General features: G+C 43.7%; 24 protein-coding genes, 1 tRNA gene and 1 riboswitch. Of the genes, 18 read left to right on the forward strand and 7 right to left on the reverse strand.

The annotated features are described in order from the left end of the window. Positions 1–7: 7 nt before the first annotated feature. Positions 8–880, reverse strand: a complete 873-nt coding sequence (gene dprA / locus HUT38_02220) for a DNA-protecting protein DprA (protein NUQ57280.1) — start codon at positions 878–880, stop codon at positions 8–10. A gap of 36 nt (positions 881–916) precedes the next feature. Here dprA and serS point away from each other — a divergent pair, with 36 nt between their 5' ends. The 10 genes from serS (at position 917) to dnaX (ending at position 10836) form a co-directional block, all read left to right on the forward strand. Further along, positions 917–2191, forward strand: a complete 1275-nt coding sequence (gene serS, locus HUT38_02225) for a serine--tRNA ligase (GenBank protein ID NUQ57281.1) — start codon at positions 917–919, stop codon at positions 2189–2191. A 155-nt stretch (positions 2192–2346) separates the two neighbouring features. After that, the gene (locus HUT38_02230) at positions 2347–3186 is read left to right on the forward strand and encodes an FtsQ-type POTRA domain-containing protein (GenBank protein ID NUQ57282.1); all 840 of its coding nucleotides are present in this window, start codon (positions 2347–2349) and stop codon (positions 3184–3186) included. A gap of 72 nt (positions 3187–3258) precedes the next feature. After that, positions 3259–4071, forward strand: a complete 813-nt coding sequence (locus HUT38_02235) for a site-specific DNA-methyltransferase (GenBank protein ID NUQ57283.1) — start codon at positions 3259–3261, stop codon at positions 4069–4071. 61 nt (positions 4072–4132) lie between these two features. Next, complete coding sequence (locus HUT38_02240; GenBank protein ID NUQ57284.1) at positions 4133–4717, forward strand: hypothetical protein; 585 nt, start codon at positions 4133–4135, stop codon at positions 4715–4717. A gap of 44 nt (positions 4718–4761) precedes the next feature. Then, positions 4762–7524 carry a hypothetical protein gene (locus HUT38_02245; protein ID NUQ57285.1) on the forward strand — a complete coding sequence of 921 codons (2763 nt, stop codon included), beginning with the start codon at positions 4762–4764 and terminating at the stop codon, positions 7522–7524. Positions 7525–7566: 42 nt separating this feature from the next. Then, positions 7567–7746 carry a hypothetical protein gene (locus HUT38_02250; GenBank protein ID NUQ57286.1) on the forward strand — a complete coding sequence of 60 codons (180 nt, stop codon included), beginning with the start codon at positions 7567–7569 and terminating at the stop codon, positions 7744–7746. A 36-nt stretch (positions 7747–7782) separates the two neighbouring features. Then, on the forward strand, positions 7783–7953 hold the full coding sequence (locus tag HUT38_02255) for a hypothetical protein (protein NUQ57287.1): 171 nt from the start codon (positions 7783–7785) through the stop codon (positions 7951–7953). Between the two features lie 282 nt (positions 7954–8235). Beyond that, complete coding sequence (locus HUT38_02260; GenBank protein NUQ57288.1) at positions 8236–8964, forward strand: GtrA family protein; 729 nt, start codon at positions 8236–8238, stop codon at positions 8962–8964. After that, positions 8961–9818: a DHH family phosphoesterase gene (locus HUT38_02265; protein ID NUQ57289.1), complete on the forward strand. Its 858-nt coding sequence runs from the start codon at positions 8961–8963 to the stop codon at positions 9816–9818. Before HUT38_02260 ends, HUT38_02265 begins: the two co-directional genes overlap by 4 nt. After that, positions 9808–10836, forward strand: a complete 1029-nt coding sequence (gene dnaX, locus HUT38_02270; GenBank protein ID NUQ57290.1) for a DNA polymerase III subunit gamma/tau — start codon at positions 9808–9810, stop codon at positions 10834–10836. The genes HUT38_02265 and dnaX overlap by 11 nt, the downstream gene beginning before the upstream one ends. 138 nt (positions 10837–10974) lie before the next feature. Here dnaX and HUT38_02275 read toward each other — a convergent pair whose 3' ends face one another. After that, a complete protein-coding gene (locus HUT38_02275; GenBank protein ID NUQ57291.1) occupies positions 10975–11460 on the reverse strand; it encodes a hypothetical protein in 486 nt (161 codons plus the stop codon). Between the two features lie 60 nt (positions 11461–11520). After that, a tRNA-Gln gene (locus HUT38_02280) sits at positions 11521–11591 on the reverse strand. An 88-nt stretch (positions 11592–11679) separates the two neighbouring features. Here HUT38_02280 and HUT38_02285 point away from each other — a divergent pair. Together HUT38_02285 and lon are read left to right on the forward strand one after the other, a co-directional pair. After that, on the forward strand, positions 11680–12708 hold the full coding sequence (locus HUT38_02285; GenBank protein NUQ57292.1) for an AI-2E family transporter: 1029 nt from the start codon (positions 11680–11682) through the stop codon (positions 12706–12708). Positions 12709–12754: 46 nt separating this feature from the next. Then, a complete protein-coding gene (gene lon / locus HUT38_02290; protein ID NUQ57293.1) occupies positions 12755–15097 on the forward strand; it encodes an endopeptidase La in 2343 nt (780 codons plus the stop codon). An 11-nt stretch (positions 15098–15108) separates the two neighbouring features. On the opposite strand, the gene HUT38_02295 is transcribed toward lon, so the two are convergent. Next, positions 15109–15831, reverse strand: a complete 723-nt coding sequence (locus HUT38_02295; GenBank protein ID NUQ57294.1) for a hypothetical protein — start codon at positions 15829–15831, stop codon at positions 15109–15111. A 113-nt stretch (positions 15832–15944) separates the two neighbouring features. On the opposite strand from HUT38_02295, the gene HUT38_02300 reads away from it, so the two are divergent. After that, positions 15945–16532 carry a DNA-3-methyladenine glycosylase gene (locus tag HUT38_02300; GenBank protein NUQ57295.1) on the forward strand — a complete coding sequence of 196 codons (588 nt, stop codon included), beginning with the start codon at positions 15945–15947 and terminating at the stop codon, positions 16530–16532. 18 nt (positions 16533–16550) lie between these two features. On the opposite strand, the gene HUT38_02305 is transcribed toward HUT38_02300, so the two are convergent. The 3 genes from HUT38_02305 to HUT38_02315 form a co-directional block, all read right to left on the reverse strand. Beyond that, a complete protein-coding gene (locus tag HUT38_02305; protein NUQ57296.1) occupies positions 16551–17879 on the reverse strand; it encodes a LamG domain-containing protein in 1329 nt (442 codons plus the stop codon). Between the two features lie 129 nt (positions 17880–18008). Beyond that, positions 18009–18296, reverse strand: a complete 288-nt coding sequence (locus tag HUT38_02310; GenBank protein ID NUQ57297.1) for a hypothetical protein — start codon at positions 18294–18296, stop codon at positions 18009–18011. 36 nt (positions 18297–18332) lie between these two features. After that, entirely contained in the window at positions 18333–18755 is a 423-nt protein-coding gene (locus HUT38_02315) for a hypothetical protein (GenBank protein NUQ57298.1), read from the reverse strand. 257 nt (positions 18756–19012) lie between these two features. Further along, positions 19013–19096, forward strand: a riboswitch (cyclic di-GMP riboswitch). Positions 19097–19159: 63 nt separating this feature from the next. Between HUT38_02315 and HUT38_02320 the strand changes: the two genes are divergently transcribed. The 5 genes from HUT38_02320 to HUT38_02340 all read left to right on the forward strand — a co-directional run. Next, complete coding sequence (locus tag HUT38_02320) at positions 19160–20497, forward strand: nucleotide sugar dehydrogenase (GenBank protein NUQ57299.1); 1338 nt, start codon at positions 19160–19162, stop codon at positions 20495–20497. Positions 20498–20499: 2 nt separating this feature from the next. Further along, on the forward strand, positions 20500–21831 hold the full coding sequence (locus HUT38_02325; protein ID NUQ57300.1) for a glycosyltransferase: 1332 nt from the start codon (positions 20500–20502) through the stop codon (positions 21829–21831). Between the two features lie 7 nt (positions 21832–21838). Next, positions 21839–24253, forward strand: a complete 2415-nt coding sequence (locus tag HUT38_02330) for a polysaccharide deacetylase family protein (GenBank protein ID NUQ57301.1) — start codon at positions 21839–21841, stop codon at positions 24251–24253. Further along, on the forward strand, positions 24243–26291 hold the full coding sequence (locus tag HUT38_02335; protein ID NUQ57302.1) for a peptidoglycan-binding protein: 2049 nt from the start codon (positions 24243–24245) through the stop codon (positions 26289–26291). The genes HUT38_02330 and HUT38_02335 overlap by 11 nt, the downstream gene beginning before the upstream one ends. A 27-nt stretch (positions 26292–26318) precedes the next feature. Further along, positions 26319–26522, forward strand: a 204-nt coding sequence (locus HUT38_02340) for a hypothetical protein (protein NUQ57303.1), incomplete at its 3' end; no start/stop codon positions are given.

Genomic DNA, 26522 nt, shown 5'->3' on the forward strand with positions numbered 1-26522 from the left:
TCGCTCTTCACGCCCTATAAACCTCCCCTCCCGATTGTTTGATGACGCCGTTTAGAAGCATCATGGAGATGGCGGAGTTGGCTTTGGCCGGAGGCAGGCCGGATTTTCTTATTAGCTCATCTTTTGCCGTTGGTTCGGTTAAGACCAGATATAATTTTTGCTCTTCGGGAGAAAGAAATTCCAAGTCCAGACTTTCTTGTTTGTTTTCCCGCGAATCGGCTTTTTTGATGTCGTAAAATTCCAAAATATCTTCGCCGCGGCGGACGAGCGCCGCGCCTTCTTTTATAAGATTGTTGGTGCCCTTTGAATTTTCGCTGAAGATTGAACCGGGTACGGCGAAGACGTCCCGGCCGTAATCCAGCGCCAGTTTGGCGGTAATGAGCGTGCCGCTTTTCTCCGCCGCTTCTATCACTAAAACGCCGTGGCATAAACCGGCGATGATTCTGTTTCTTGAAGGGAATGTGTGGATTCCCGCCGGCATCTCCCAGGGAAGCTCGGAGAGCAGACAGCCGCCGCTTTCAATAATTTGCCTTGAAAGTTTAACGTTGGAACGGGGGTGCAAAACTTTTTCATCCAAACCGGAGCCGGGTATGGCAATGGTTGTTAGATTATTTTCCACCGCCGCCTTGTGGGCGATGCCGTCTATGCCGATAGCCAAGCCGCTAACGATGACGACTTTTCTCTGATTGTTTTTCAGCCCGCCGATTATTTTCTCGCAGGTTTCTTTGCCGTAGTTGCTGAACTTGCGCGAACCGACCACGGCCAAATACAGGGCGTCCTCCGGCGGCAGCTCGCCGATCTGATAAAGTTCCTTCGGCGGGTCCGAAATTTGCTTGAGCAGGTATGGAAAATTTTTCGGCTTTAAAATTTTACGTTGCATTTTGCTAATTTTAGCATATTTGATAAGATAATCTTAATGTTAGACATCAAATTTATTCGGGAAAATCCCGACTTGATAAAAGAGGCCGCGCGAAAGAAGCGGGTTAAGTTTGACGTGGCCGAACTGTTGGCCGCCGACGAGAAACGCCTTGGAATTTTGCGGGAGGTGGAAGATATGCGGGCGAAGCAAAACGCCGCCAGCGATAACATTGCCAAAATCCAGGATCCCGCGCAAAGGCAGGCGGCCATAGAGGAGATGAAGAAACTCAAAGAAACTCTTTTGACCAAGGTGGAAGAATTGAGGCAGGCCAACGAAGCCTGGAAAGCGCTGATGCTGCAGGCGCCCAACATCCCCGACGTTTCCGTGCCGGAAGGGGCGGACGACACGCAGAACGCGGAGTTTAAAAAATGGGGAGAAATTCCGGACTTCAAGCAGAAAGGATTTGAGCCGAAAAGCCATATTGAGCTGATGCAAAAGCTGGATTTGGCGGATTTTGAAAGGGGGACGAAGGTTTCCGGCTTCCGCGGATATTTTTTAAAAAACGACGGAGCGCTTTTATCTTTCGCGATATGGCAGCACGGAATGGAATTTTTCATGAAGAAAGGCGGATTTTCGCCGATGATAGTTCCTTCTTTGGTTAAAAAAGAAACGATGTACGGAACCGGTTATTTGCCCCAAGGAGAAGAAGATCTTTATAAAACGCAAGACAGCGATTATTTGGCCGGCACGGCCGAAGTTTCCGCCATGGGTTACCATTCAGATGAAATTATAGATAAAAAGGACCTACCAAAAAAATTTTTGTGCTTTTCACCATGCTTCAGGAGGGAAGCAGGAAGCTACGGCAAGGATGTAAAAGGCATCATCAGGGTGCATGAGTTCTTCAAGCTTGAGCAGGTTGTTTTGTGCGAAGCCGATCATCAGGAATCGGTGAAATGGCATGAATGGGTTAACCGAAACACTGAAGAATTCATGGAATCGTTGGGCATACCATATAGAACGGTTATCAACTGCGGAGGAGATTTGGGGCTTGGCCAGGTTAAAAAGTATGACATAGAACTTTGGGTGCCGAACGAAAACAAATACAGAGAGATAAGCTCGGCGTCTTACTTCCATGATTTCCAGACAAGAAGGCTGAATATCAAATACAAAGACGAAACCGGAAAATTAAAATTCGCCCATTCGCTTAACAGCACCGCCGTGCCGACGCCGCGTATAATAGTTTCAATACTGGAAAACTATCAGCAGGCCGACGGTTCCATTATCGTGCCCGAGCCGCTTAGGAAGTACATGGGCAAAGACGTTATCCGCTAAAACTCATGCGGAATTCACCCCGTGAAATGATTTTCAATTAATATTGAAAATCAAAATTTGATTGTTATTTTTTAAATTTTATTTTGTAGAGAATAATTGAACTGTGCTAAGAAAAAATAAATTATAAGCTAATCAAATTTTATTTCACAGGGTAAATGCGTAAAAACCTACTCGCTTCGTCAAGAAGAATCCGGCGGAAGAGGAAAATTATCAAGACCGCCGTTTTTTTTGCTTTATTCGCGGGGTTTTTTACCGGAGTTGTTTTTTTGCTCAACGCTTCGTTTCTGCGAATTAAAAATATTGAGTTAACCGGAAACAACTTTGTTTCCGCCAAAGAGATTTCTTTTAAAATCAAGGAAGTTTCCGTGGGCAAGACCGGAATTTTTTTCAACAAAGACGGTTTTTTCTTTTTTCCGGAAGAAAAAATAGAAATCGCAATTCTGGAAAATTTTTTAAGAGTAAAAGAAGTAAGCGTTAAAAAGAAAATTTTCAGCGGCTTGGCGGTTGAAATTAAGGAAAGAGAAAACGTAGTTTTGGCCTGCCGCGGCCAGGAATGCTATTTCGCCGACGAGAACGGTTTTGTTTTTGAAAAAGCGCCCGATTTCTCCGGCGGGTTGTATCTTAAAATTTATGATGAGCGGAACGATGAAGAAAATAACGGCATAGCGGCGTCCTCAACCCAGCCTAAACCGACAATGGTTGTCGGTTTAGGGGCGAGCGTCCTGCCGACGGAAGAATTTAAAAATCTATTTTTATTTGCCGGTAAGGTTAATTCATCAATAAACGAAGTTGTGAAAATAATTTTAAAAGACGAGGGCGTCTACGAGATATTCGTCAAAGAAGGCTGGAAGATAATGCTCAAAGAAAACAGCGAGCCGAAAGTCACCTTTTCCAATCTCATCACAGCCCTAGACTCCCAAATAAAGGACTCCCGCAAAAAACTGGACTACATAGACCTGCGCTTCGGCAACAAGGTGTATTTTAAATATAAGTGAATAAGGTTATAATGATTAGTATATATTAGTTATATACTAAGAAAATTGAGGTTGTTTGGGTGATTTAAAATTATGCAAAAACCATACTACGAAAAACCAAGATTTAAGCTATATAAAGATGACTGTTTGAATGTTTTAAATTCTCTGTCAGAGAATTCGGTAGACATGATTTTTGCTGATCCGCCTTATTTTTTATCAAGCGGCAGTTTCACTTGTCAAAACGGGAAAATGGTCAGCGTTAAAAAGGGCGACTGGGATTTAACCAACGGCACAAAAAAGAATTTTGAATTTCATCTTGCATGGATTGAAGCATGCAGGCGAGTTTTAAAGCCGAATGGAACAATTTGGGTTAGTGGAACTTATCACTCAATTTATCAGTGCGGCTTTGCATTAGAAATAAAAAAATTTCATATCTTAAATGATATCGCATGGTTTAAGCCAAATGCATCGCCGAATTTATCATGCAGATTTTTCACGGCCAGCCATGAAACTTTGATTTGGGCGAAAAAAGAAAAAAAAGCAAAGCACGCTTTCAATTACGAATTAATGAAAAATAGCGACTGGATGGGAGATCAACTAAAAAAACAAGGACTTCAAATGCGATCCGTTTGGTCAATCAATACGCCCAAACCGATTGAAAAAAAATTCGGCAAACACCCGACGCAAAAACCCTTCGATTTGTTAAAAAGAATTGTTTTGGCAAGCACTAACAAAGGCGGTTTAATTTTGGATCCGTTTACGGGAAGCTCTACGACAGGTCTAGCTGCTTATCTTTATGGTCGCAATTTTATCGGCATTGACAGCGAAAAACAATATCTTGATTTATCAATAAAACGTTTTGAAGAGTTGAATAAAAACATGAAAAGTAAATTTTCTAAAAAATAGTATGAAAATAGTTACAAGAACAACAGCGATAAACAATTTGAAAAAACACATCGGAAAAGATTTGCGAAAACTTGCTTTGCAACATGGAATAACAACCTACGAAACGGGAAAACAAAACAAAGGCTGGAAGGGTTTGGTTTTGGAAAGATTGGCAGGATTGCAAACAAATGTTTCTAAAGCGCCAAACGGGCTTTCATACGAATTGAAATCAGTAAGTTTTCGTAAGGTTAAAAACGAACTTGTGCCAAAAGAAACAATGGCAATTACAATGATCAACCCCGAAGAATTAAAGCACCATTCATTTTTTGAAAGCCATTGTTGGGCGAAATTAAAATCTATTGTTTTTTGCGCCGTAAAATGGGATGGCATAAATTCAGACGGAGCGGAATTGTTGAAAGTGGCAAGTTTAGATTTTGCCGAAGATGACGAACTTATCAAGGAAATTAAAGCTGATTATGATTTTATCCGTGAAAAGCTTATTAAAAGAGGTTTTAACGCGTTAACTGGCAAAGACGGAAAATGGATACAAGCCAGAACGAAAGGAATCGGCGGGATAAATTTAAAAACAGGAAAACGCCGTCCAATCACTCGCGCGTTTTATGCCCGAATAAGTTTAGTTAAAAAGATTTTTGAAACTGCAAGTTAATTTTTTGAATATTTGCATTATACATTTTGTAAATAAAATAACCTATGCAACCTAATTTTGAGCAAAAGTTCGGCACGCCGGCGGAGGAGCTGGAGTGGCTGAAGAAAAGATACGAGGAGAAAAAGGCGGAGCTGGAAAAAACTGGAGAAACGGCGGAAGGCGCCAAAGCGGCGGAAACTGTTTTCAAAGAACACATCGCCCGGAAGCCGGAAGATGTTTTGCAGCCTTACTATAAAGTAGAGGAGAAAAAGGAAGAAGATTTGGTGGCCAAAATCCTCAAACTTCCGCCGGAGCCGCATGACAAAAAAATAGAGGAGCTTTTGAGCGTGGCCGAAGAGCGCGGCATCATCAACGCCGTCAATGTCGCCCGAAAGCTAAACAACCCTCATCTGGAGGACGACTTGCACCGCGCTCTGGTGCAATATTATCTGCGGACGGATTTGCCCAAGAAGAAAATAAAAAAACCGCTTTCCGGTTCATTGAGCATGGTTTTGTACGAGATAGCTCTGCCGCGCGGAAAGGAGGGCGAGGAAAATAAAGACAGCGCGAAAACTTTCAAAGAAATGGTTTCGGCCATGGAGCAGTTTTACTCCGGCATGGGCATGATCCAGAAAGACGGCGACGCGCCCAATTTCGCCCTGGAACTGGGCATTCCGACTGTTGGGGAAGAAATAGCATTTTACGCCGCCGTACCCAGGACCAGAGCCGGATTGTTGGAGAAGCACATCGGGGCGCTTTTCCCCGACGCTAAAATTACGGAAAAAAGAGAAGACTACAATATATTTAAACCGGAAGGAGTAGGCGCTGGAGCGGTAATCACGCTTAAAACTCATCACGTTTTGCCCATCAGAACTTACGACAAGTTTGAGGTTGACCCGCTTGGAGTGGTGATAAATTCTTTTTCCAAACTAAAGAAAATCGGCGAAGGGGCGGCTTTGCAGGTGGTGGTATCCGGAACCGACGACGGTTACGGCAAAAAAGCGAGAAAGACCGCCGAAGAGATGCGCAAAGGGAAGAAATTTTATGCCGCTTTGAAGGAAGCCGGACTGGCCGGCGGGGCGCTGGATTTTATTTTTGATATTTTCTCCGGCGGAAGCGGCAAAGATAAAGACAAAGACAAGAAAAAAGAAGAGGAGTCGAAACGACCGGTGGATGAAACGGTGGTAAAATTGCTAGAAGAAAAGGCCGCCAAGCCGGTGATGCTGGCTAACTTGCGGCTGCTTGTTTCCGCCGACACCGCCGTCCGCGCCCAGGTCATCTTGAAAGAGCTGGAAAGCGCTTTCCTGCAATTCGTGGAAACGGCCGGCAACTCCGTAAAGTTCAGCGAGAAGAAAGGCAAAGATTTGGAAAATTTGTTTTACGATTTTTCTTTCCGCAACTTCAGCGATAAAGAAACCGTTCGCCTCAACACGGCCGAAATTTCCACGTTGTTCCACTTCCCGGCCGGAATTTCCGCCGTCTCCCAGCTCAAATACGCGGAGGCCAAAGACGCGCCGCCGCCGCTTAACGTTCCCGAATCCGGCCTGCTGATGGGGGTAAATTTTTACCGCGGCGAGGAGAAGAAAATTTTTATGAACGAGGACGACCGGCGCCGCCATTTCTATGTCATAGGACAGACCGGCACCGGAAAGTCGGTTCTGCTCAAAAACATGATAATCCAGGACATGGAAGCGGGCCGCGGCGTCTGCTACATAGACCCGCACGGCTCCGACTTGCAGGACATACTGGCCAGGATTCCGGAAAACCGGATAGACGACCTTGTTTACTTTGACCCGGCCGACGCCGACAGAGCCATCGGACTCAACATGCTGGAGTACGACCCGAATTACCCGGAGCAGAAGACTTTTATCGCCAACGAGATTTACAGCATCTTCCGCAAAATCTGGAAGGATGTGCCGGAGGCGTTCGGCCCGATGTTTGAGCAGTATTACCGCAACGCCGTTCTCTTGGTGATGGACGACCCGTCTTCCGGCAACACGCTTTTTGAAGTGGTCCGCGTTTTAAGCGACAAAAAATTCCGCGACATGAAGCTGGCCAAGTGCCAGAACCCAATGGTCAAACTGTTCTGGCGGGACGTGGCGGAAAAGGCCGGCGGCGAGGCGGCCTTGCAGAACGTCGTGCCCTACATCACCAGCAAGTTTGACGTGTTTTTGGGCAACCAGATAATGCGGCCGATCATCGCCCAGGAAAAATCAACCATCAACTTTCGTAAAATAATGGACGAGAAAAAAATCCTGCTGGTTAACTTGTCCAAAGGGCGGCTGGGCGACATCAACTCCAGCATGCTCGGGTTGATATTTGTCGGCAAAATCCTGATGGCCGCCTTGTCGCGGGTGGAATTGCCGGAGGAAAAACGCAACGACTTTTATTTATACATAGACGAGTTCCAGAACGTCACCACCGACTCCATCGCCGTCATCCTTTCTGAAGCCCGGAAATACAAACTCAATCTCACCATCGCCCATCAATTTATCGGCCAGTTGGAAGAGATAATCAAGAAGGCCGTATTCGGCAACGTCGGTTCCATGGCCGCTTTCCGTGTCGGCTCGGAAGACGCGGAATTTTTGGCCAAACAGTTTGAGCCGGTGTTCGGCCCGAGCGATTTGCTCAATATCGGCAATTACAACGCTTATTTGAAATTGCTTATAAGCGGCCAGGCGGCGAGGCCTTTTAACATTAAAACTTTGCCGTTTGCCAAAGGCGACGCGCGAACCGGAGCCGACGCGGCAAAGTTCGCGGTGGCGCGCTACGGCCGCCTGCGCGCCGAAGTGGAAAAAGAAATCGCGGACAAGTATAATCTGGGGTAGATATTTCATTTGTAACGTACTTTTAAATAAAGGGGATATATCATGAAAAAAGTTTTAAAAAAGATTAGGCAGTTTTTTTATTTAACCCCACGAGATCTCGGATTACAAATATCTTCTGTTGAGGAAATTGCAGAAGGGATGAAAGATACTGGTCCGATTGATGATAAACTATTACCATGGGAATTTGCTTCTACAATGAGTAAAATACTTGGTAAAAAATAACCAAGATCGTACATTTAAAAGAAAAAGGAGGATTAAATGAAAAATACTGAGGAAAAAACTGAAATAGTGAATATTAGAAAAGAAACTGAAAATAAGGTAATAGTTGAATCACGAACAGGCAAGAACATACTCGAAAGTACGGTATATATTTTCCCGAAAGATATTTTTATATCAAGGAGGAAAGAAACTCCGATTGATAAAAAATAATCTTGCCATATGATTTTACCCTAATAATGAATTGTAAAGGGTTGGCGTTATGCCAACCCTTGTTTTTTTAAACAATATTTCTAAATTTCTAAGATTCTGAACCCTTCCTTAATCTTGCTATCGCCTAAACAGCGCAGGATTTTTTATTGCTCAAAATTTTTATCTTTCCAAAATGGCACACGATTTTATGCTCCAGCCTATTTTTGTGTATCATTTTTTAATAATGAATTAATGACTTTTTAAAATATTAGAAAATATAAAAACATCTGTTATAATTATTTTGTGTTTAAATTAAGAAAAATTGACATTGGTTTGGCGTTGGTTATAGGGCTGGCGGCGGCGCTGATGATGATTCTTATCGGGCGCAATTTGAGCGCGGAAAACAGCGCTTTTGCCGTTGTGATGCCGTATGCCAATTATCTCTTGGCCGTATTTCCTCTTTTTTGCCTTGGGGTTTTAGTTATCTCTTATTGGCTAAGCCTGTTTGTAAAAAAATTCATTTACCCCCACACCAGTTTTCACACTAAGAAAACAGGTGTGGGGGTTTACCAGTTGGGAAAATTTTGCCTCGTGGGCGGATTTAACTTCCTGCTGGACGCCACGATTTTAAACATTTTTATCTTCGCTACTGGGATAGCGGCCGGATTCCAACAATCGGTTTTCAAGAGCGTGTCCTTCGTCGTTACCGTCGTCAGCAGTTATCTCTGGAACAAGCACTGGTCCTTCAATTCCCAGGAGGAACACAACAAAAAAGAAATTATCAGTTTCTTTTTTGTCACCATTATTGGTTTTTTGATAAACGTTGGATTAGATTATTTCTTCGTCAATCTTGTAAAACCATTCGGTTCCATGCCTCCCAAAACTTGGGCGCAATTCTCTGCCATTTTGGCGGCTGCCGCCGGCTTGGTTTGGAATTTTGCGGGGCTCAAACTGATAGTGTTTAAAAAAAAGTCTATCGTTTTGCCGACGCAGGAAGAGGATGGGGAATTGTTTAAAAAAGCAAAAGCATGAAAAAGGAAATTGTTGTTTTGCATCATAACGATGAAGACGGTTTCGGCGCCGCTTACGCCGCGTGGAGAAAGTTCGGTGATAAAGCGGAATACATTCCGGTAAGCTACGAAATGAAACCGGCGGAATTATCCGGCAAAGAAATTTACATGCTGGATTTTTGCTATGACAAAAAAAGCGACTTGCAACGACTTATAAAAAACAATAAAAAAGTTGTAATTATTGACCACCACAAAAGCAAAAAGGACGACATTAAAATCGCCAGTGAATACGTTTACGACATTGATCATTCCGGCGCGGTTCTGGCTTGGCAATATTTTCATCCCGGCAATAAAGTTCCTGTTCTGCTTTTTTATATTGAAGATTATGACTTGTGGAAATTTAAAATTCCCAACACTAAAGAAATAATGGCTCTTGTGGAGATGACCGAGTTTGATTTTGATAAATGGGACAAACTGGCCACCGAGCTTGAAGACGAAGAAAAATTAAAGAAAAATATTGAGGAAGGGTCGGCGGCCTTGAGGTATAAGGAATATTTGGTAAAAGAGATAAGCGGCGACGCGGAGAAGGCGGAGTTTGAGGGGTATCAGGCGATGGTGGTGAATTCTACCGTCTTAAAATCAGAAATTGGCAATTTTTTGGTAAAAAGCGGCGCCGAGGTGGGCATAATCTGGAGCGAGAGAAAAGGGGAGAAAGCGGTTTCTTTAAGGTCGGGTAGTAAAGTTGACGTGGCGAAGCTGGCGGAGAAGTACGGCGGAGGCGGGCACAAATCCGCCGCCGGATTCGGCTTTGACGCCAAACTGCCCGCGCCGTGGAAAATTATCAAAGAAGAAACGCAGGAAAAAAATGAGCGATAAAACCGTTTTATACCGCAAATACAGACCAAAAAGTTTTGCCGACGTGCTGGGGCAGGACCATATCGTCGGAGTTTTGAAGAACGCCGTAAAATCGGGGCGGGTTGCGCACGCTTATCTTTTCGCGGGGCCGAGGGGTACGGGTAAGACCAGCGTCGCCAGGATTTTGGCCAGAGAAATCGGCTGCGCGGATATTGATTTGCTGGAAATAGACGCCGCATCCTCGCGCGGCATAGACGAGATACGGGCGTTGCGGGACGCGGTTAGATTTTCTCCGGTGGCCGGCAAAGTAAAAGTTTACATCATAGACGAGGCGCACATGCTCACCAAAGAGGCCTTCAACGCCCTGCTTAAAACTTTGGAAGAGCCTCCGGCGCACGCCGTCTTCATTTTGGCTACCACCGAACTGGAAAAAGTGCCGGAAACCATCGTCTCCCGCTGCCAGAGTTTTTCTTTTCGACACATTTCCGACGAGGTGATGCGCCGCACGATAATGGCAATCGCCGGAAAAGAAGATTTTAAAATAGACGAGGAGACGGCAGCGCTTATCGCGCTTCTGGCGGAAGGTTCTTTCCGCGACGCGCAGGGTCTGCTTGACCAGCTCATCTCCGCCGGCGGCAAAGCGATAAGCGGAGCGGAAGCCAGGAAAATTCTGTCGGCTCCGCCGGAGGAAGCGGTGGAAGGCCTGATTGAAGCGATGATGGGGAAAAACGCCGAGAAGGGAATTGAAATTATCCAAAAAGCCTCCGAAACCAATCTGGATTTTAAAACTTTGTCAAAACTTTTGTTGCGCGGCGTTCGTTTCGCTCTGCTGCTCAAACTGGCTCCGGCGATGAGGCAGAAGTTGGAAAAAATTTGCGGCGCGCGCGAGTTTAAATTCGCGGACAAAATTGCCAAAGAAGCCAAACCGGGCGAGCTGGAGAAAATTTTAAAAACTTTGCTGGACGCTTACGAAGCCAGAGGCAGGAATTATATGCCTCAAGTTTCTTTAGAGTTGGCGTTTTTGAAGATAATAAATTAAAAGCACCAAAATCCAAGCACCAAATTCCAAACAATATCCAAACTCTAAATTAAAAATTCTAAACGTTTGATTATTTTTAATTTTGGTTATTGAAATTTGTTTGGGATTTGGAATTTGTGATTTGGAATTTAGATTGTTTTATAGATTAGCGTCAACCGAAGAGTCGGTTTTGTCCACGGTGGCTCTTAAGTCCGTTTTGCAGGACCGCTTTTCTTTTTCAAACTGTTTCCAGGCGGCCTCGCGGTTGTTTTTGAATTCTTTTTGTGTTTGCTTTAAAGAGTTGCCGTAATTTTTCCAGCCTTCCCGTATGGCTTTGTTTCTGGTTATTCCCGACATATTTCTCCACGCGTCGGAGAGGGAATTTTTTCTGGCGGTCAGAGCGGCTTTCAAGCTGTTGTTTTTGGCGTCCAGCGCCGCGATAAGGGCGTTGTCCCTTTTTTCTATCGCGTCGGCCATGCAGGAGAGGTTGATGTTAAGACGTTTAATGTTGACGCTTTGGGTCGCGTTGGTGGTTGTTGCCAGATTTCTCATCCGCATATTGCTTGTTTGAGCCAAAGAAAAAGAAGGAATAATCACAACGGCCAAAAACAGCGCGCTTGTTGTAATTTTTAAAATTTTGTTCATAAATAGTATTTTATCACAAAATCACAAATTTGGCATTTAAGAAATCACAAATTTAAATTACTGGGGGACAGGGATTCGAACCCCGATTAATGGCTTCAAAGGCCACTGTCCTACCGTTAGACGATCCCCCAACAAATATCCCAACACATAAACAATCTAGCATATTCTTAATAAATAAAAAACACTTTTTTATTTATTAAGAAGTGCTAAAATTAATTTATGCTAAGCCGGAATCTCCAAACCTATTTTCTTTTTACGTTGGTTATCGGTGTTCTTGTTCTCTCGTTTTTTATCTTTCGACCGTTTATTTACGCGCTGGCGCTGGCGGCGGCGGTGGTAATTGTGTTTGAGCCTTTCCAGCGCTTAATTTTAAAGCGTTGGCCGAATCATCAGGGTTTAGCGGCGTTTTTGTCCACTCTGGCAATTTTAGCCCTTATTGCCGCGCCATCGGTCTTTCTGGGAATAAGGATTTTTAAGGAATCCCAACAGCTTTATGTTTCGCTTTTGCAAAGCGGAGAGGGAAGCGTTATAAATATTTTAAACGATTTGGCAAACAGACTGGGAGAGTTTTTCCCGATTCCATCGGAGTTTTCTCTTGATGTTGAATCTTATCTAAGGCAAGGATTAAGCTGGCTGATTGGTCATCTCGGGGATATTTTTTCCAATTTTGCCAAAATGGGCCTCAGTTTTATTGTTTTTATCATCGCCGTGTATTACTTTTTTAAAGACGGTCATAATCTCAAGAAAAAACTGGTAGACTTAAGCCCTTTGGCTGACGACAGCGACGAAACGATTTTCAGAAAACTTAGGCAATCGGTCAACTCGGTCATCAAGGGCAATTTGATAATCGCTCTTATAAAAGGGGCATTATCGGCCATCGGGTTTATAATTTTTGGAATAAGTAACCCGGTTTTGTGGGGCACTGTTTCGGCCGTGGCCGCTTTGGTGCCGGGAGTCGGCACGGCTATCGTGTTTGTTCCGGCGGTTTTGTTTCTTTTTCTCGGCGGCAAGGTTGTTCCCGCCGCGGGTTTGCTTGTTTGGGGCGCGGCTGTCGTGGGCATGATTGATAATTTTCTGGGGCCGAAGCTTATCGGACGGGGGATGCGCTTGCATCCGCTGATCGTTCTTCTTTCGGTTTTGGGCGGCATCGCTCTTTTCGGGCCGGTTGGCTTTTTGATAGGGCCGATAATTTTAAGCCTTCTTTTTGCTCTGTTGGATATTTACTCTTGCGCCATAAAAACTGCTTAGATTGTTTTTTGTTGATAATCTTAAATTAAAAGGCTAGCATTGTTTTATGGCTATAAAAAACATTTTTGGTAAAAACAAGAAGCCGGAAAAAGGAAGCGACAAAGTTTATCCCGCCATTGCGTTGAGGGAAACGGTTGTTTTTCCCGGCGAAAAAGCTCCGATGATGATAAACGGCGTTGAACCGGTGCGGACGGTAAACGAAGCTTTAAACAAAGGAGGCGAAGTTGTTTTAATTTTTAAAGATAATGGCGAGGAAAGTAAAATTGGCGTAACGGCCAAAATTTTGCAGTACTGGTTTCTAAGCCGGACGGCGATGGGAATGACCATAGAGGGAACTCGCCGGGCGCTTATTAAAAACAAGCTTGAGAAAGGAGAGGTAAGCTATGCCGAAGTTTCCGAGATAAGCTCGGGAAAGCCGGAGAGTGATGATGTGATAAATCTGGAAGCTTTAGCTCGCAGCGTTTTTGACCAGTTTCGCAAGATGATGCAGATGGAAGGGGTGATATCGCTGGCCGTTGTCGGAGAACTGCAAAAAGGTTACGCCGATCCGGAAAGAACGGCCGATATCGTGGCCTCTTCTTTGTCTTTGAATTTCCAAGAAAAACTGGAACTGCTGGAAGAGCTTGATATTAAAAAAAGGCTGGAAATTTTAAACTCCCGTCTGGCCAAAGAAATAAACATAATAAAAACAGAAAGAAAAATCAGAGGAGAGGTGGAAAAGGAAATGGGAAAAGCGCAGAAAGAATTTTTGCTGCGGGAACAGCTTAAGGCGATAGAAAAAGAACTTGGTCTCGGCGAGGAAAGTAAGGAGTATGACGAATTGGAGAAGAAAATAAAGGAAGCCAAACTGACCAAAGAGGCGGAAGACAGGGCATTAAAAGAACTTTATCGTTTAAAAAGAATGTCGTCAGCCGGCGCCGAAGCGCCTTACATCCGCGCTTATTTGGATTGGATAATAGAACTGCCCTGGAGCAAAAAAAGCGAAGTGGTTTTTGACATCAAAAAAGCCCAAGTGGTTTTAGATGAGGATCATTACGGCCTGGTGAAAGCCAAAGAAAGAGTGCTGGAATATCTGGCCGTGCAGAAGCTGACGGAAGGCAAAAGCCGCGGCAATATCCTTTGTTTTGTCGGGCCGCCCGGGACGGGCAAGACTTCCGTCGGACGTTCCATCGCTCGGGCGCTCGGAAGAAGTTTTGTCAGAATTTCTTTGGGCGGAGTGCGCGATGAGGCCGAGATAAGGGGTCATCGCCGCACTTACGTCGGCGCTTTGCCGGGGAGAATTTTGCAGGGGATGAAAACGGCCGGAACCAAGAATCCGGTTTTTATGCTGGACGAGATAGACAAACTGGGCGCCGATTTTCGCGGCGACCCGTCGTCGGCGCTTTTGGAAGTGCTTGACCCTGAACAAAACAACGCTTTCTCCGACCATTATCTGGAGATGCCTTATGATTTGTCGGAGGTGTTTTTTATCACCACCGCCAACTTGCTTGATCCGATACCGCCGGCTTTGCGCGACAGGATGGAGGTTATAGAATTTCCCGGCTACACCGAGGATGAGAAATTCCATATTGCCAAAAAATTCGTCATTCCGAAAGTTTTTTCCGGCCACGGTCTTTCGACGGATAAACTTCTAATAGAAGACAGAGCTCTTTATGAAATAATATCAAAATACACCCGGGAGGCCGGGGTCAGAAACTTGGAAAGAAAAATCGCCGAAATAGCGCGCAAAACCGCGAAAAAAATGGCTGAAAACAAGGTCGACAAACAAACCAAAATCACCCCGGCCAATTTAGCCGACTTCATAGGGCCTGAAATTTACGAGATAACAATGAAGGAAGAAAAAGACGAGGTCGGTATTGCCACCGGACTGGCTTGGACGCCTATGGGCGGTGAAATAATGTTCGTAGAGGTGACGGTTGTTCCGGGCAAAGGCAATCTCACGCTTACCGGCCAGCTTGGGGACGTAATGCAGGAGTCGGCCAAAGCCGCTCTCTCTTACATCCGTTCCAGATGCGCCGAGTTGAAAATTGATCCGGAATTTTTCTATAAAAACGACATTCACATCCACGTGCCGTCCGGCGCCATACCAAAAGATGGTCCTTCGGCGGGAATCGCAATCGCCACCGCCTTAGCGTCGGCGCTTACTAAAAGACGGGTAAAAAAAGAAGTGGCTTTGACGGGGGAAGTGACCCTTTCCGGTAAAGTTCTGGAGATAGGAGGGGTTAAAGAAAAAGTTCTTGCCGCTCACAGCGCCGGCGTGGAAACGGTGGCTCTGCCCAAAAGCAACGAAAAAAATTTAGTTGATATTCCGGAAGAATCCCGGAATGAATTGAAATTAAAATTCGTCGGGCATATGGACGAGGTTCTTAAGTTAATGCTCTTGGATTAAAAAAGGCGACGTCAAATCCGCCCTTCAAGATCCGATATGTCTTTTTCCAACTGTTGCAGCTCTTTATCTATTTGATTTGTTTCCGTCTCGTTTTGCTTGAGCTCTGTTTGCAGATTTTCTATGTCTTTATTGTCGCTTAAGCCGTCGCTTGAGCTTGATTTCAAACTGACGCTTGATTTAAGGGAGTTGGGTTGAGAGCTGGAACTTGAAATTGATTTTGATTTGGAACTCTGATTTTCATTTTCCTTTTCAGGTTCTTTTTCATTTCTGTTTTTTATTTGATCTTCCAATTCGGACGCGTCATCGTCATCTTCCGCCTCCGCCTCAATCTCATCTTTCTCAATTTTTATTTCATCAATATCTTTAATAAGGTCGTCCACGTTTTCTCCTTTGGATTTTTCTTTAGCTATTATCAGTTCAGTTTCTTCCAAGTTTTTTTGGAGGATTTTTTTGGTTTCTTCAATTTCCGGAACTTTCGCGCCGTTTGTTTCCATTATCAATTTTATTTCGGCTATTCTTTCGTTGGCAATCTCAATTTTCAGTCGAGCCTTGGTTTTCGCGCCGAAAGTGAAAAACTCTTTCAATGTTTCTCCGAGTCTGTCCAGAAAGTAAAAAGATCTTCCGGGAAGAATTCCGGCCCCGGACGAATTTTGATTATGCGACGCTAACGCCATTGCCGGAATCGTTATTGCGACCACAAGAGATAATTTTATTGCCAGCGCTCGCTGTTTCATTTTGTTTTTGGTTTACTTACCGCTAATGCGACTTTTTAATTTATTTCATAATCATACATTTAGATGACGTTTTTGTCTTTAATAAAACGTGGATAAGATTTATTATATACACTATGCTTCTTTCCAGCGAATTTTTTCAACGGGACACATTGAAAGTCGCCCAAGAACTGCTCGGAAAAGTTTTGGCCGTTGAAAACGGCGGCAAAATTTTAAAAGGGATAATTGTTGAAACGGAATCTTATATAGGAGAAGACGACTTGGCTTGCCACGCTTCCAAGGGCAGAACGAAGCGGACGGAAACAATGTACCAAAAAGCCGGCACGGTTTACGTTTATCTTGTTTATGGGATGCACCACTGTCTGAACATCGTCACGGAAAAAGAAGACTATCCGGCGGCGGTCTTAATCCGCGCCGTTATTCCAGTATCGACGTCGAACGTCGATAGTAAGGATGTGGCAATAAGCGGGCCGGGAAGGGTGTGCCGATATTTTGGCATAGACAAGAGTTTTAATGGGTCGGACATTTCCAGCGATAAAATCTGGATTGAGGACGCTGGAATAAAAATCGCGCCGAAGAACATAGAAAAATCAAAACGAATCGGTGTTGATTACGCCAAACACTGTAAAAATTACCTGTGGCGGTTTTCCTTGCCGCCGGAAATTATAAAAAATCCTCCTTGCCTTAAAAGGCAAGGAGGATAAATCGCTGTTGAAATATTTTCAATCCGCGACATTAAATTTTGTTTTTATTCTTGTGTTGAAGTTTCCGCGAAGGCGGAATCTTATCTCCGCGAAACCTTCTTTAAGGCCGGCAACCCTGAAAACGGCTACTCCGTTTTCATCGGTCACTACCTCGTGCTCGATGATTTTTTCCGTTCTATCATTGAGCGAAACTACTCTGTTGGGTTGGGACTTGCGGATTTTACCGTAGACCTTGATTCCCTCAAGCGGTTCTCCGGTATCCTTGCATCCCACTATGACCTCAATGGTGATATTTTCCCCGACTGTCAGGTTCATATCCCCGTCTTTAATCCTGACGGAAAATTCCCCAATCTCACTGCATTCCGGCATTGGCGACGGAGTTGGTTCTTCCGTCGGGCTTGGCTGGGGAGAAGAAATTAGCGTCGGAGATGTTGCTGGTGTAGGCGTAGGTTCCATAGGTGGTGTCGGAGTTTCAGTCGGCGTTGGGCTTTGCCTTGGCGAAGGACCGGGTGATGGCGTTTCTGAAGGTGTTGGGGTTGGCGGAGGAGCGCCGTTTCTTAGGTCGCTTTCCCTTATCTCCTCAATCTCTGCCGGAGATAGTTCTCCTGATTCATCTTCCCGCGATCCGTAAACGCCTACATTGTCCATGAATCCGTCAAATGGCAGACCGTTGTCATGGGTTTTATTACCCACGCAAAGGCCTTCTGGGTTTTGTAAAGTTATTCCCGCCTTTACGTTACCACTGGAAGTAAGTTTTGCAGATGCGGTAGGCGAACCGGAATAAAATTTAACATTACCAGTCTTACTGTTGTATGACACAGCGACGAAAACCCAACCCGTTTTATTGACAATTGGCAGGGAATCAACGGATTTGCCATTAACCTGGAAGCGCAAGTATTGATTTTCAAGGGAGATGTTGTAACCGAAATCATCTCCATTGTAAATCAAAAAGCATCCATTGCCATCAAAATTGGCGTACTCAACCATAAGCCACAACGTCATCGTTAAAGAAAACAAGTTTTGGCTTTTTTCAACAACAGTGGCGGTTTCAACTCTTCCGCCGAGCCGCCTGTGGCCGGTTGAAGCTGTATTGTCAAAAGCCCTGTCGTCTTCCAGTCCGGACGGTCCGACTTTTGGCAGTGAGTGCAAATCCGCCAAAAATCCATCCTTGTTTATCATTGGAGCCGAAGGAACTTCGCTTCTGGACGACCCCAGGTTTTCAACGATTGAACCACCGTTTTCGTTAAAATTAAAAAACAAAATCGGCAGTTTTTCGGCCTGCGTATGACCAACAGGCCACAGCAGTCCTAAAAACAACAAAACAGCAACTAAGACTCCATTCTTCATTGCTTTTTCTCCTTTCAGAAAAAGAAAATAAAGTTTAACTTCGCGGACACGCGTCCGTTTTTTCGATCTAAAATTTAACTTGAAATAAAACGCTTTGCTGATTGCTGTATTGTCTGCGAGAAAGCAACGTCAGGCGCAACGGATAATAATCTCGTTTATTTTTCCTGTACTTATTTGCTGGCCATCATTCGTATAGCTTAGCGGCTCGCCGACATTTATTACAATGTCGTGTTTCTCCATAATTTTGTATATTTTGGAGTTGTTACTTTTAATTGCCGGAACTAACTTGTTTGGCGCCCCCAACTTAACTATACCAGAGCTGAAAACACCTATTTCATATCGGCTTCCATCTGTTTTCATAATAACTGTTGTTCCTGACTCAATTTCTTTCAAATTAAAACTGGTTACTTTTTTCATACAGCTCCTCTTTCTTAAGAATTATAAAGTTAGAAACTAAACACTTTCTATTTGCTCGGTTTTCCCCATGGCGCTTTGTTTTTCCATTACTTCCGATATCTTGCCGATAAGTTTTCTTTCGGCCTCCTGCCTTGATAGTAGTGCAAATGATGAAACGACCTCCGTTTTGCATTCCCCTTTGCCAACCTTATATTCGAAACATTCACCCACGATTATTTTACTATCATGGGTTAAGATATAATTTCCATAGCATCCACGCTTATTGTTACTCTCAAGATTTATATTAAGACTCTTGACAATAAGCCTGGAATCACCTTGGGGGTGGAGAAGTAGAAGAGTATCATTTTCCGTTTCGATATAAAGTCCATCTTTTTGTTTCAACTCCTCAATTTTAAAACCCTCCAAACAATTAAACACAAGCCCGCGTTCCGTTGCTTCTACTTCGACCTTCCCTGTCATTACCGCTCCTCTCATAACAATTTCCTCCCATAAAAAATTTTTAAGATACTATCAATAACTTGGAAACAATTGTCATTCCTATCACTTATATTTTAATAAGTCAAGAATTCTGAAAGTATCATTATTAAAATAAAGTGGCAAGACTTGACAAAAATTTTAATCCGAGTATACTTCTAAACATAATCATTCCATAACCAATATTAAAAAATTATTAAAACAAGGTTATGGATTTTTTATTTGGCAAAAACAATTCAATAACATTAGATGAAAGCAAGGAAACGCGGCTAAATTTGGGCGCCTGAAGCCGCGCGGAGCAAGTGGCGCAACCGGTCATCGCTTTATAAGGTGAGCGGTTTTTTTATTATTAACACATTATTAATAAACTTTAAGTTAATTTAAAAATTATGATAAAAACCATAAAAATTAAGCCGGAAGTTGCCGCCAGAGCGGAAAGAACCGGCAAAAAATCGGAAACGGTAGCCGTTATAGGACTCGGGTACGTAGGTCTGCCTTTGGCGCTTATCGCGGCCAAGAAAGGTTACGAAGTTTTCGGCATAGACATAAATAAGGAAAAAGTTGAACTTGTTAACTCCGGCAAAAGCCCGTTTAAAGACGAGTTGGCCGAGCGCGAACTCAAAGCCGGAACGACGATGAAAGCTTTTGCCGATTTTGCCAAAGTTAAAGAATCCGATATCGTCGTTATCTGCGTGCCGACGCCGGTATATGAAAATCATATGCCCGACTTGAGGCCGGTGGAAGGAGCTTGCCGCGGCATCGCGCCGTTTGTAAAAAAAGGCCAACTCATAATTTTGGAATCAACCGTCAATCCTGGTGTCTGCGACGACATCGTTATCCCCATTCTGGAAAAAGAAACCAATATGAAAGCGGGTGTTGATTTTTACGTCGCCCACTGTCCGGAAAGAATAAATCCGGGCGACCCGAAATACAACGTGGAAAATATTAACCGCGTCGTGGGCAGTTTGGAAGAAAAAGGTTTAAAAATGGCTTTGGATTTTTACGGTTCCATTATCACCGGCACCATCAAGCCGATGGGTTCGCTCAAAGAAGCGGAATCGGTAAAAGTCGTGGAAAATTCTTTCCGCGACATCAACATCGCTTTCGTCAATGAACTGGCAATGTCGTTTGCCAAGCTTGGCATAGATATTGTCAATGTCATCAACGGCTGCGCCACCAAGCCGTTCGCTTTTATGGCGCACTATCCTGGTTGCGGCGTGGGCGGCCATTGCATTCCGGTAGACCCTTATTACCTTATTGAGTATGCCAAGGAAAAAGGCTTTGAGCACGATTTCTTGCGACAGGCCAGAAGAATAAATAACCATATGCCAAAGTTCACGGTGGAGCAAGCCATTGCCGGATTAAATGAGAAAAAGAAAGCTATCAACGGAGCCAAAGTAGCAGTGCTCGGGCTGGCTTACAAAGCGGGCATAGACGACAGCCGCGAGAGTCCCTCGTTTGAAATAATCAAACATCTTAAAGCTGTTGGGGCAAATGTTGCCTCTTACGACCCGTTTGTGTTGAAACAGTCAACGACGCAGAGTTTGGACGAAGCATTAGACGGCGCTGTGGCGGTTATCGTGGCCACCAATCACAAGATGTTTAAAGAAATGACACCGGATTATCTGAAGAGGAAAGGCGCAGAAGTCGTCGTAGACGGCCGCAACTGCCTTAACAAAGAAGACTTCACCCAAAGCGGAATTGTTTATAAAGGTATAGGGAGATAAAAATGACTACACAAAGCTTAAAATTAAAAAAGAGCGTTGATTTCTGGAGCTTAAATTATTCAAGTATACTATTCCAAGTTTCGTTGTATATCTTGATGGGTCTTATTGTGTTTTTAATAACGTTGTTAAAAACACACAGTGCTTCTTATTTCTTTAAAAGCCCTGTTGTTTATATTTACACACTATTTGTTACTTTATTTAGATTATCGAGACTTGGAGGAACTATTCTTTACCCCTCCGTTGATAAGAAAATTAAAGAAGTAAAGCAATATACAAACTACGAACCGTCAGTTACTTTTGTGATACCTTGTAAAAATGAAGAAGATGCAATATACAAGACAATATCAAAATGTTTTGAATCTAATTATCCGACAGATAAAGTCGAAGTGATAGTTGTAAATGATGGAAGTACAGACGGAACGATCAAGGTCTTAAAAAAGGCCCAAAAAGAGTTTGATAATTTAACTGTAGTTGATTGGAAAATAAATCAAGGCAAAAGACATGCGATGGCGGAAGGTTTTAAAAGGGCAAAAGGAGAAATTATTATTCAATTAGACAGCGATAGTTATATTGAACCAAGCACCTTGCCAAAACTTGTTGAATATTTTAACAATCCTGAAATAGGGGCTGTTTGCGCGCATGCTTACATAGAAAATTCAGATCAAAATTTACTTACAAGAATGCAAGCTGCTCACTATTACATAGCTTTTCGTATATCTAAAGCGGCAGAATCATCTTTTGCTTCTGTTTTTTGCTGCAGCGGGTGTTCATCGGCATACAGAAAAAGCATTGTTCTTCCTATAATTGACAAGTGGTTAGGAGAAACTTTTTGGGGTTTGCCTATAACATGGGGTGACGACAGAGGCCTTACAAATTGGGTTATAAAACAAGGTTATAAAACCGTATATACTGATAAGGCTAAGGCTTATACTATTGCTCCGGCTAAATGGAAACAGTTTATAAAACAACAGATTAGGTGGAAAAAAGGCTGGCTTGTTAACTCTATAATTGCAGGCAAGTTTATTTGGAAAAAAGAACCATTCGTAGCTTTTAGTTATTTTTTTCCACTTACCCTCACAACATTAGTATCGCCGTTTATAGCATTAAAAGTTTTTGTTTGGGATATAGCCATAAATGGCGTTTATCCGTTTTATTTTATAGCTGGGTCATTGTTAATAAATTGCATAATTGTTGTATATTACAGAATTTTATCACCTAAAGATAAATATTGGTTTTATACATTCATTTGGACATTTTTAAACATGTTTTTCCTAAGTTATATTCTTTTTTACGCTCTTGCCACCATACAGAATAGAAAGTGGGGAACAAGATAAAATAAAAATGATATTAAATAAACACATAGTAAAAGTAAAAATATTATTTTTTGCATTCATAATGATGCTTGGTCTTGCCATGGTGAGCGGTAGTTTCTTGCTTGTAGATTTTCCGCAAAAATATAGTGTCGGCGCAATAAGTTTTGCAAATTTTTTTAAGTATAAAATCGCTTTTTCCAGAAACAATAATAGCGGTTTGATTGCTAGCGCGGTTTCAGCATTTAAAAAAGAAAATAATGGTGGTCTTGAATCCAGCAATTCTGCTCATAAGAAAAACGCCAATTCCGTTCCAGTTCTTGTCTACCATGGCATTATTGACGAGAATCCGGACAGGTTCAGCCTGACCAAAGACCGATTCAGGGAGCATTTGTTCGCGCTTAAAAAGGCCGGGTACGAAACAGTAACGATGGAAGATTTTTACGCTTTTATAAAGGGTGAAAAAGAATTGCCGGAAAAGTCTTTTGTTCTGACTTTTGACGACGGCAGAAAAGATAGCTATTACCCCGCCGACCCCCTGCTTAAAGCGCTTGATTATAAAGCGGTGATGTTTGCTGCCACTGGAGCTTCTTTGCCGGAAACGCCATACAACTCAAAATATTACCTTTCTCAAAAAGAGTTGGAGAGAATGGTTAAATCCGGAAGATGGGACGTCCAATCCCACGCCGTGCAGATAGACGGGGGGTTCATAAAAATAAATTCCGAAGGCGAGAAAGGAAACTTTTTGAGCAATAAAATGTTTTATGAGAGCGATGGACGGCTTGAGAATGACGCGGATTATAAAAAGAGAATCAGTGACGAGTTGGCCAATTCCAGAAAAACCATTGAAGAAAAGCTGGGAGGAAAAGTTATAAGTTTTTCTTATCCGTTCGGCGATTACGGCCAACAGACGGAAAATTATGACGGCGCGACAGGAGTTATTTCAGAGCTTATGAAACAAAATTATGAAATGGCTTTCCGCCAGATATGGCCGCAGGACAGCGGTTTCAGCTTCAATTATAAATGGGATTATCACTACATGCTCAAAAGAATAGAGCCGTCTCCGGAGTGGTCAGGAGAATATCTTGTTGAATATTTATCCGGTGGAGAAGGCAAAAAATTGCCTTATGAAGAAAAATTTTCCAACGAAAACCAATGGAAAAGAACATGGGGACAGGTTGAATTGAATGGGGGCACGATTGAACTCGGTTCAAGAGAAGACACCAGCGGATCTTTCGTCTTTTTGGACGGGTCTTATCCTTGGACCAACTATATTTTCAATACCGCCATTGACTGGAAAAAAGGGACTCATGTCAGTTTGGCGGCCAGGTTTAAAGACGAAGATAACTACGCTGCCTGCGCTTTCAGCGACGACAATCTAAGAATAGAACAAAAAATTGCCGGAAAAACCAGAAATATAGTAGATAAGAAAAACATCTACGATATACCGAAAGAAAATGTTCGGCTTGGTATCTCCGTTATCGGCGACACGGTGAGATGTTACGTCAATGGCAACGAGGTGGCTTACGCCTACTATTTAAGTCCGCTTTTGGCCAACGGAGGGATCGGATTAAAGACCTGGGACAGGGAATTGGGAAACAGTTTAATTTATGTAAAAGATATTAAGGTTGAGGAAGTTAAAACTGGTGAAGATGTTGAGCTTGCTTTGGCGTCGTTTAAAGAAGATTTGACCGTCAAAGAATCGGTCACGGCGGAACAGAAGAAAAAAGAAGAAGAGGCAAAAAAGAAACAGCAAGCCGCCCTTAATAAGAAAAAACAATCTTCAAGTTCATCTGTAAGTTCCTCTGCCGCGCTTTCGTCATCGTCAAAACCGGAATTTTCTTCTTCGAGCTCTTCAATTTCAATTCCGCCTATTTATCTTACCGATACTTCTGGCATGTCTACGCCTTACGCCGCGAACAACTTTGACGATATTTCCGGCTGGAAGAATCTGTCCGGAGAAGTTTTCGTTAAAGGCGGGACATTGCATATCGCGTCTAACGCTTCCACCACTGCCGGCATGACGGTTTTGGCAGGCTCCAAAGACTGGACAGATTATAATTTCAGAACGAAGCTGGATTGGAACAAGGGCTCCACTTTCACGATTATTGCCAGATACAATGATCCTAAAAATTATATGTCTTGTACTTTCTCTCATTACGGCGAGTACGCGAGAATTTACCAGACGGTCAACGGCAAGACGAAAACACTTGGTAAAAGCGGCCGTTTGCCGATACCTTTTATGGAGCCTTGGCTTAACAACGATTACGGAGTCAGCGTCAACGGCAACAGCATCAGATGCCTTGTTAACAACCAGTGGGTGTTAAAGTATAATACCGATGAAATGCCGAAGTCCGGCGGCATCGGATTAAAAACCTGGGACGCTAACCCCGCTTACAGCGAAGTGTCGGTCAGGGAATTGCGCGCCGAGACGATTGGCAATTAAAGCAAATACGGCTTTCGCTTTCCTGTTTTTAAACGGAGGAAAGTTTGCCAAAAATATTTTTAAAGATCTGGCGCTTCTGTCCAAATGGCAGCTGGCCGGAGTGCAGTCGCCTTTCGTGGATTTATTTTCCGCTAACATCGTGCTGGCCGAAGAAGGCAGTATGAGCGACAGCGCCAGCGCGAGCTGGTGGCTCAACTCCGGAGCATATTTTTATATAAAGAACGGTTACAGCTCCACCATCCAGGGGCCTTTGCCCAAAGACGATCCGTGGAGAATATATTACGAAGGCGACAACACGGAAGACACCGACGGCGGCTATTATCCGCAAAACATTTTTCGTCTCGTTACCAGAACGAAGTGGCAGGATTTAAAACAAGAGGTGTATTACAAAATAACCAAGCATAATTTGAGCGCCAGCACCAACCGCAACCAATCCAACGGCCTGCTCCTTTTTAACCGTTACCAGAACGGCGACAATTTGTATTATACCGGCATACGAGTGGACGGGACTTCCGTCATAAAGAAAAAGAAAAACGGCAATTACTACACGTTGGCGCAGGAAAAAGTTTTTAACGGCGCCTACGACGCTTCTTCCAATCCCAATCTTATACCGCAGAACGTCTGGATCGGATTGCGCAGCGAAGTTTCCACCAGCGCCGACGGCACGGTGGACATAAAGCTTTATATGGACAACGGCAAGACAGGTTCCTGGGCGCTCATCGCCCAGGCCAAAGACAATAATACCAGCTACGGCGGTTCGGCAATCACCGCCGCCGGTTATGGCGGCATCAGAACTGATTTTATGGATGTGCAGTTCAGCGATTATAAAATAGAAGAAGTGGAGCTAAGTTCCTCCTCTTCCGCGGTTTCTTCTGTTGAGTCGTCAAACAGTTTTTCGGCGTTTTCTTCGTCCGGTGTGGCAAGCTCCGCCTCTTCAATAGAAGAAACTAATTTTTCTTCTTCGGCGGCGGCTTCCAGTTTGCCTAAATCTTCCTCGTCGTCTTCACTGGCGACAAGCAGTAAATCTTCAAGCGCTGTTTCTTCCGCGGCGACTGCTTCGTCCAAATCATCCTCATCCTCTTCAACGGTAAAATCCTCATCGTCCGCATCCGCCAAAAAATCATCTTCAAGCTCTTCGGTTAAAAAGTCTTCCTCGTCTTCGTTAAAATCATCGTCGTCTCTGGCTAAATCTTCTTCGTCTTCATTTAAATCCTTATCTAGTTCAAGTGTTTCCGGCGCGGCGCAAAGCTCGGAGTCAGCTTCATCTTCATCAGAGCAGAGTCACGGAAATTCGGGTGAACATTCCAACAATGGCAATAACAATAACAACAACGGGGGCGGAGGAGGAGGAATGATTTTTTCTCCATTTGCTCAAACGATTTCAAGCTCGTCTGAAAAATCGGAAGACGCTAACTCTTCGGAAGCAAATGATAAGTCTCAAAAAGAACAGGAAAATCCAATAATTTCACAGAGCGGTAATACCAACCAAGGAGGAGGAGCGGGCGGGCAGAGCGGGGGGATTTCTTTCGGTGTTATAAATATTTCCGATATAACCCAGGACGTGAAGGCGGAGCTTCTTTCCGGAAAATTCGCCGTGGGAATGAATGACGAAAGGGTGGAAATTTTACAGAATATGCTAGCCAGGGATCCGGAAATATATCCGGAAGGCAAAGTTACCGGATTTTACGGCCCGGCCACGGTCAGGGCGGTGCAGAGATTCCAGAAGAAGTACGGTTTGGTTGGAGCCGGAACGCCGGACACGACAGGCTTCGGCCTGGCTGGTCCTAAAACAAGAGAAAAACTTAATGAACTTTTCGGTTCGGCGGAGTCGTCCTCAGAAAGTAAAAATCCCGGCGCGTCAAATGAATCAACCGGAACAGTTCAAAAACCTTTCATTTCCAGCGGGGCTTATAAAGTTTCAGATGTTTCCAAGATGACGCCGGAGCAGAAAGAAAGCCTTATAAAAGCCATCCGCGTCCAGATAGACGAGCTGTTGAAGAAAGTGATTGAACTGATGTCAGCCAAAAATCAATCTTAGATCTAAAAAATAAAATCTAAAATCTTAATGAAAAGCAAATTTATAAAAACAAAATTATTTTATTTAACTACCATTGTTTTTGTGGTTTGTTTTTTCACTTTAGTTTGGACCGACAACGCGGCAAACGCATCTTCCGACAACCTCGTCCCCAACCCCTCTCTGGAAACCGCTTCCACCACGCAAGCCGGTCTTCCTTATGGCTGGCGCAAAGGAGGCTGGGGAACGAATACC

The organism is Candidatus Paceibacter sp. (genome assembly GCA_013360865.1).
Lineage (GTDB): Bacteria > Patescibacteriota > Minisyncoccia > UBA9983 > UBA9983 > SURF-57.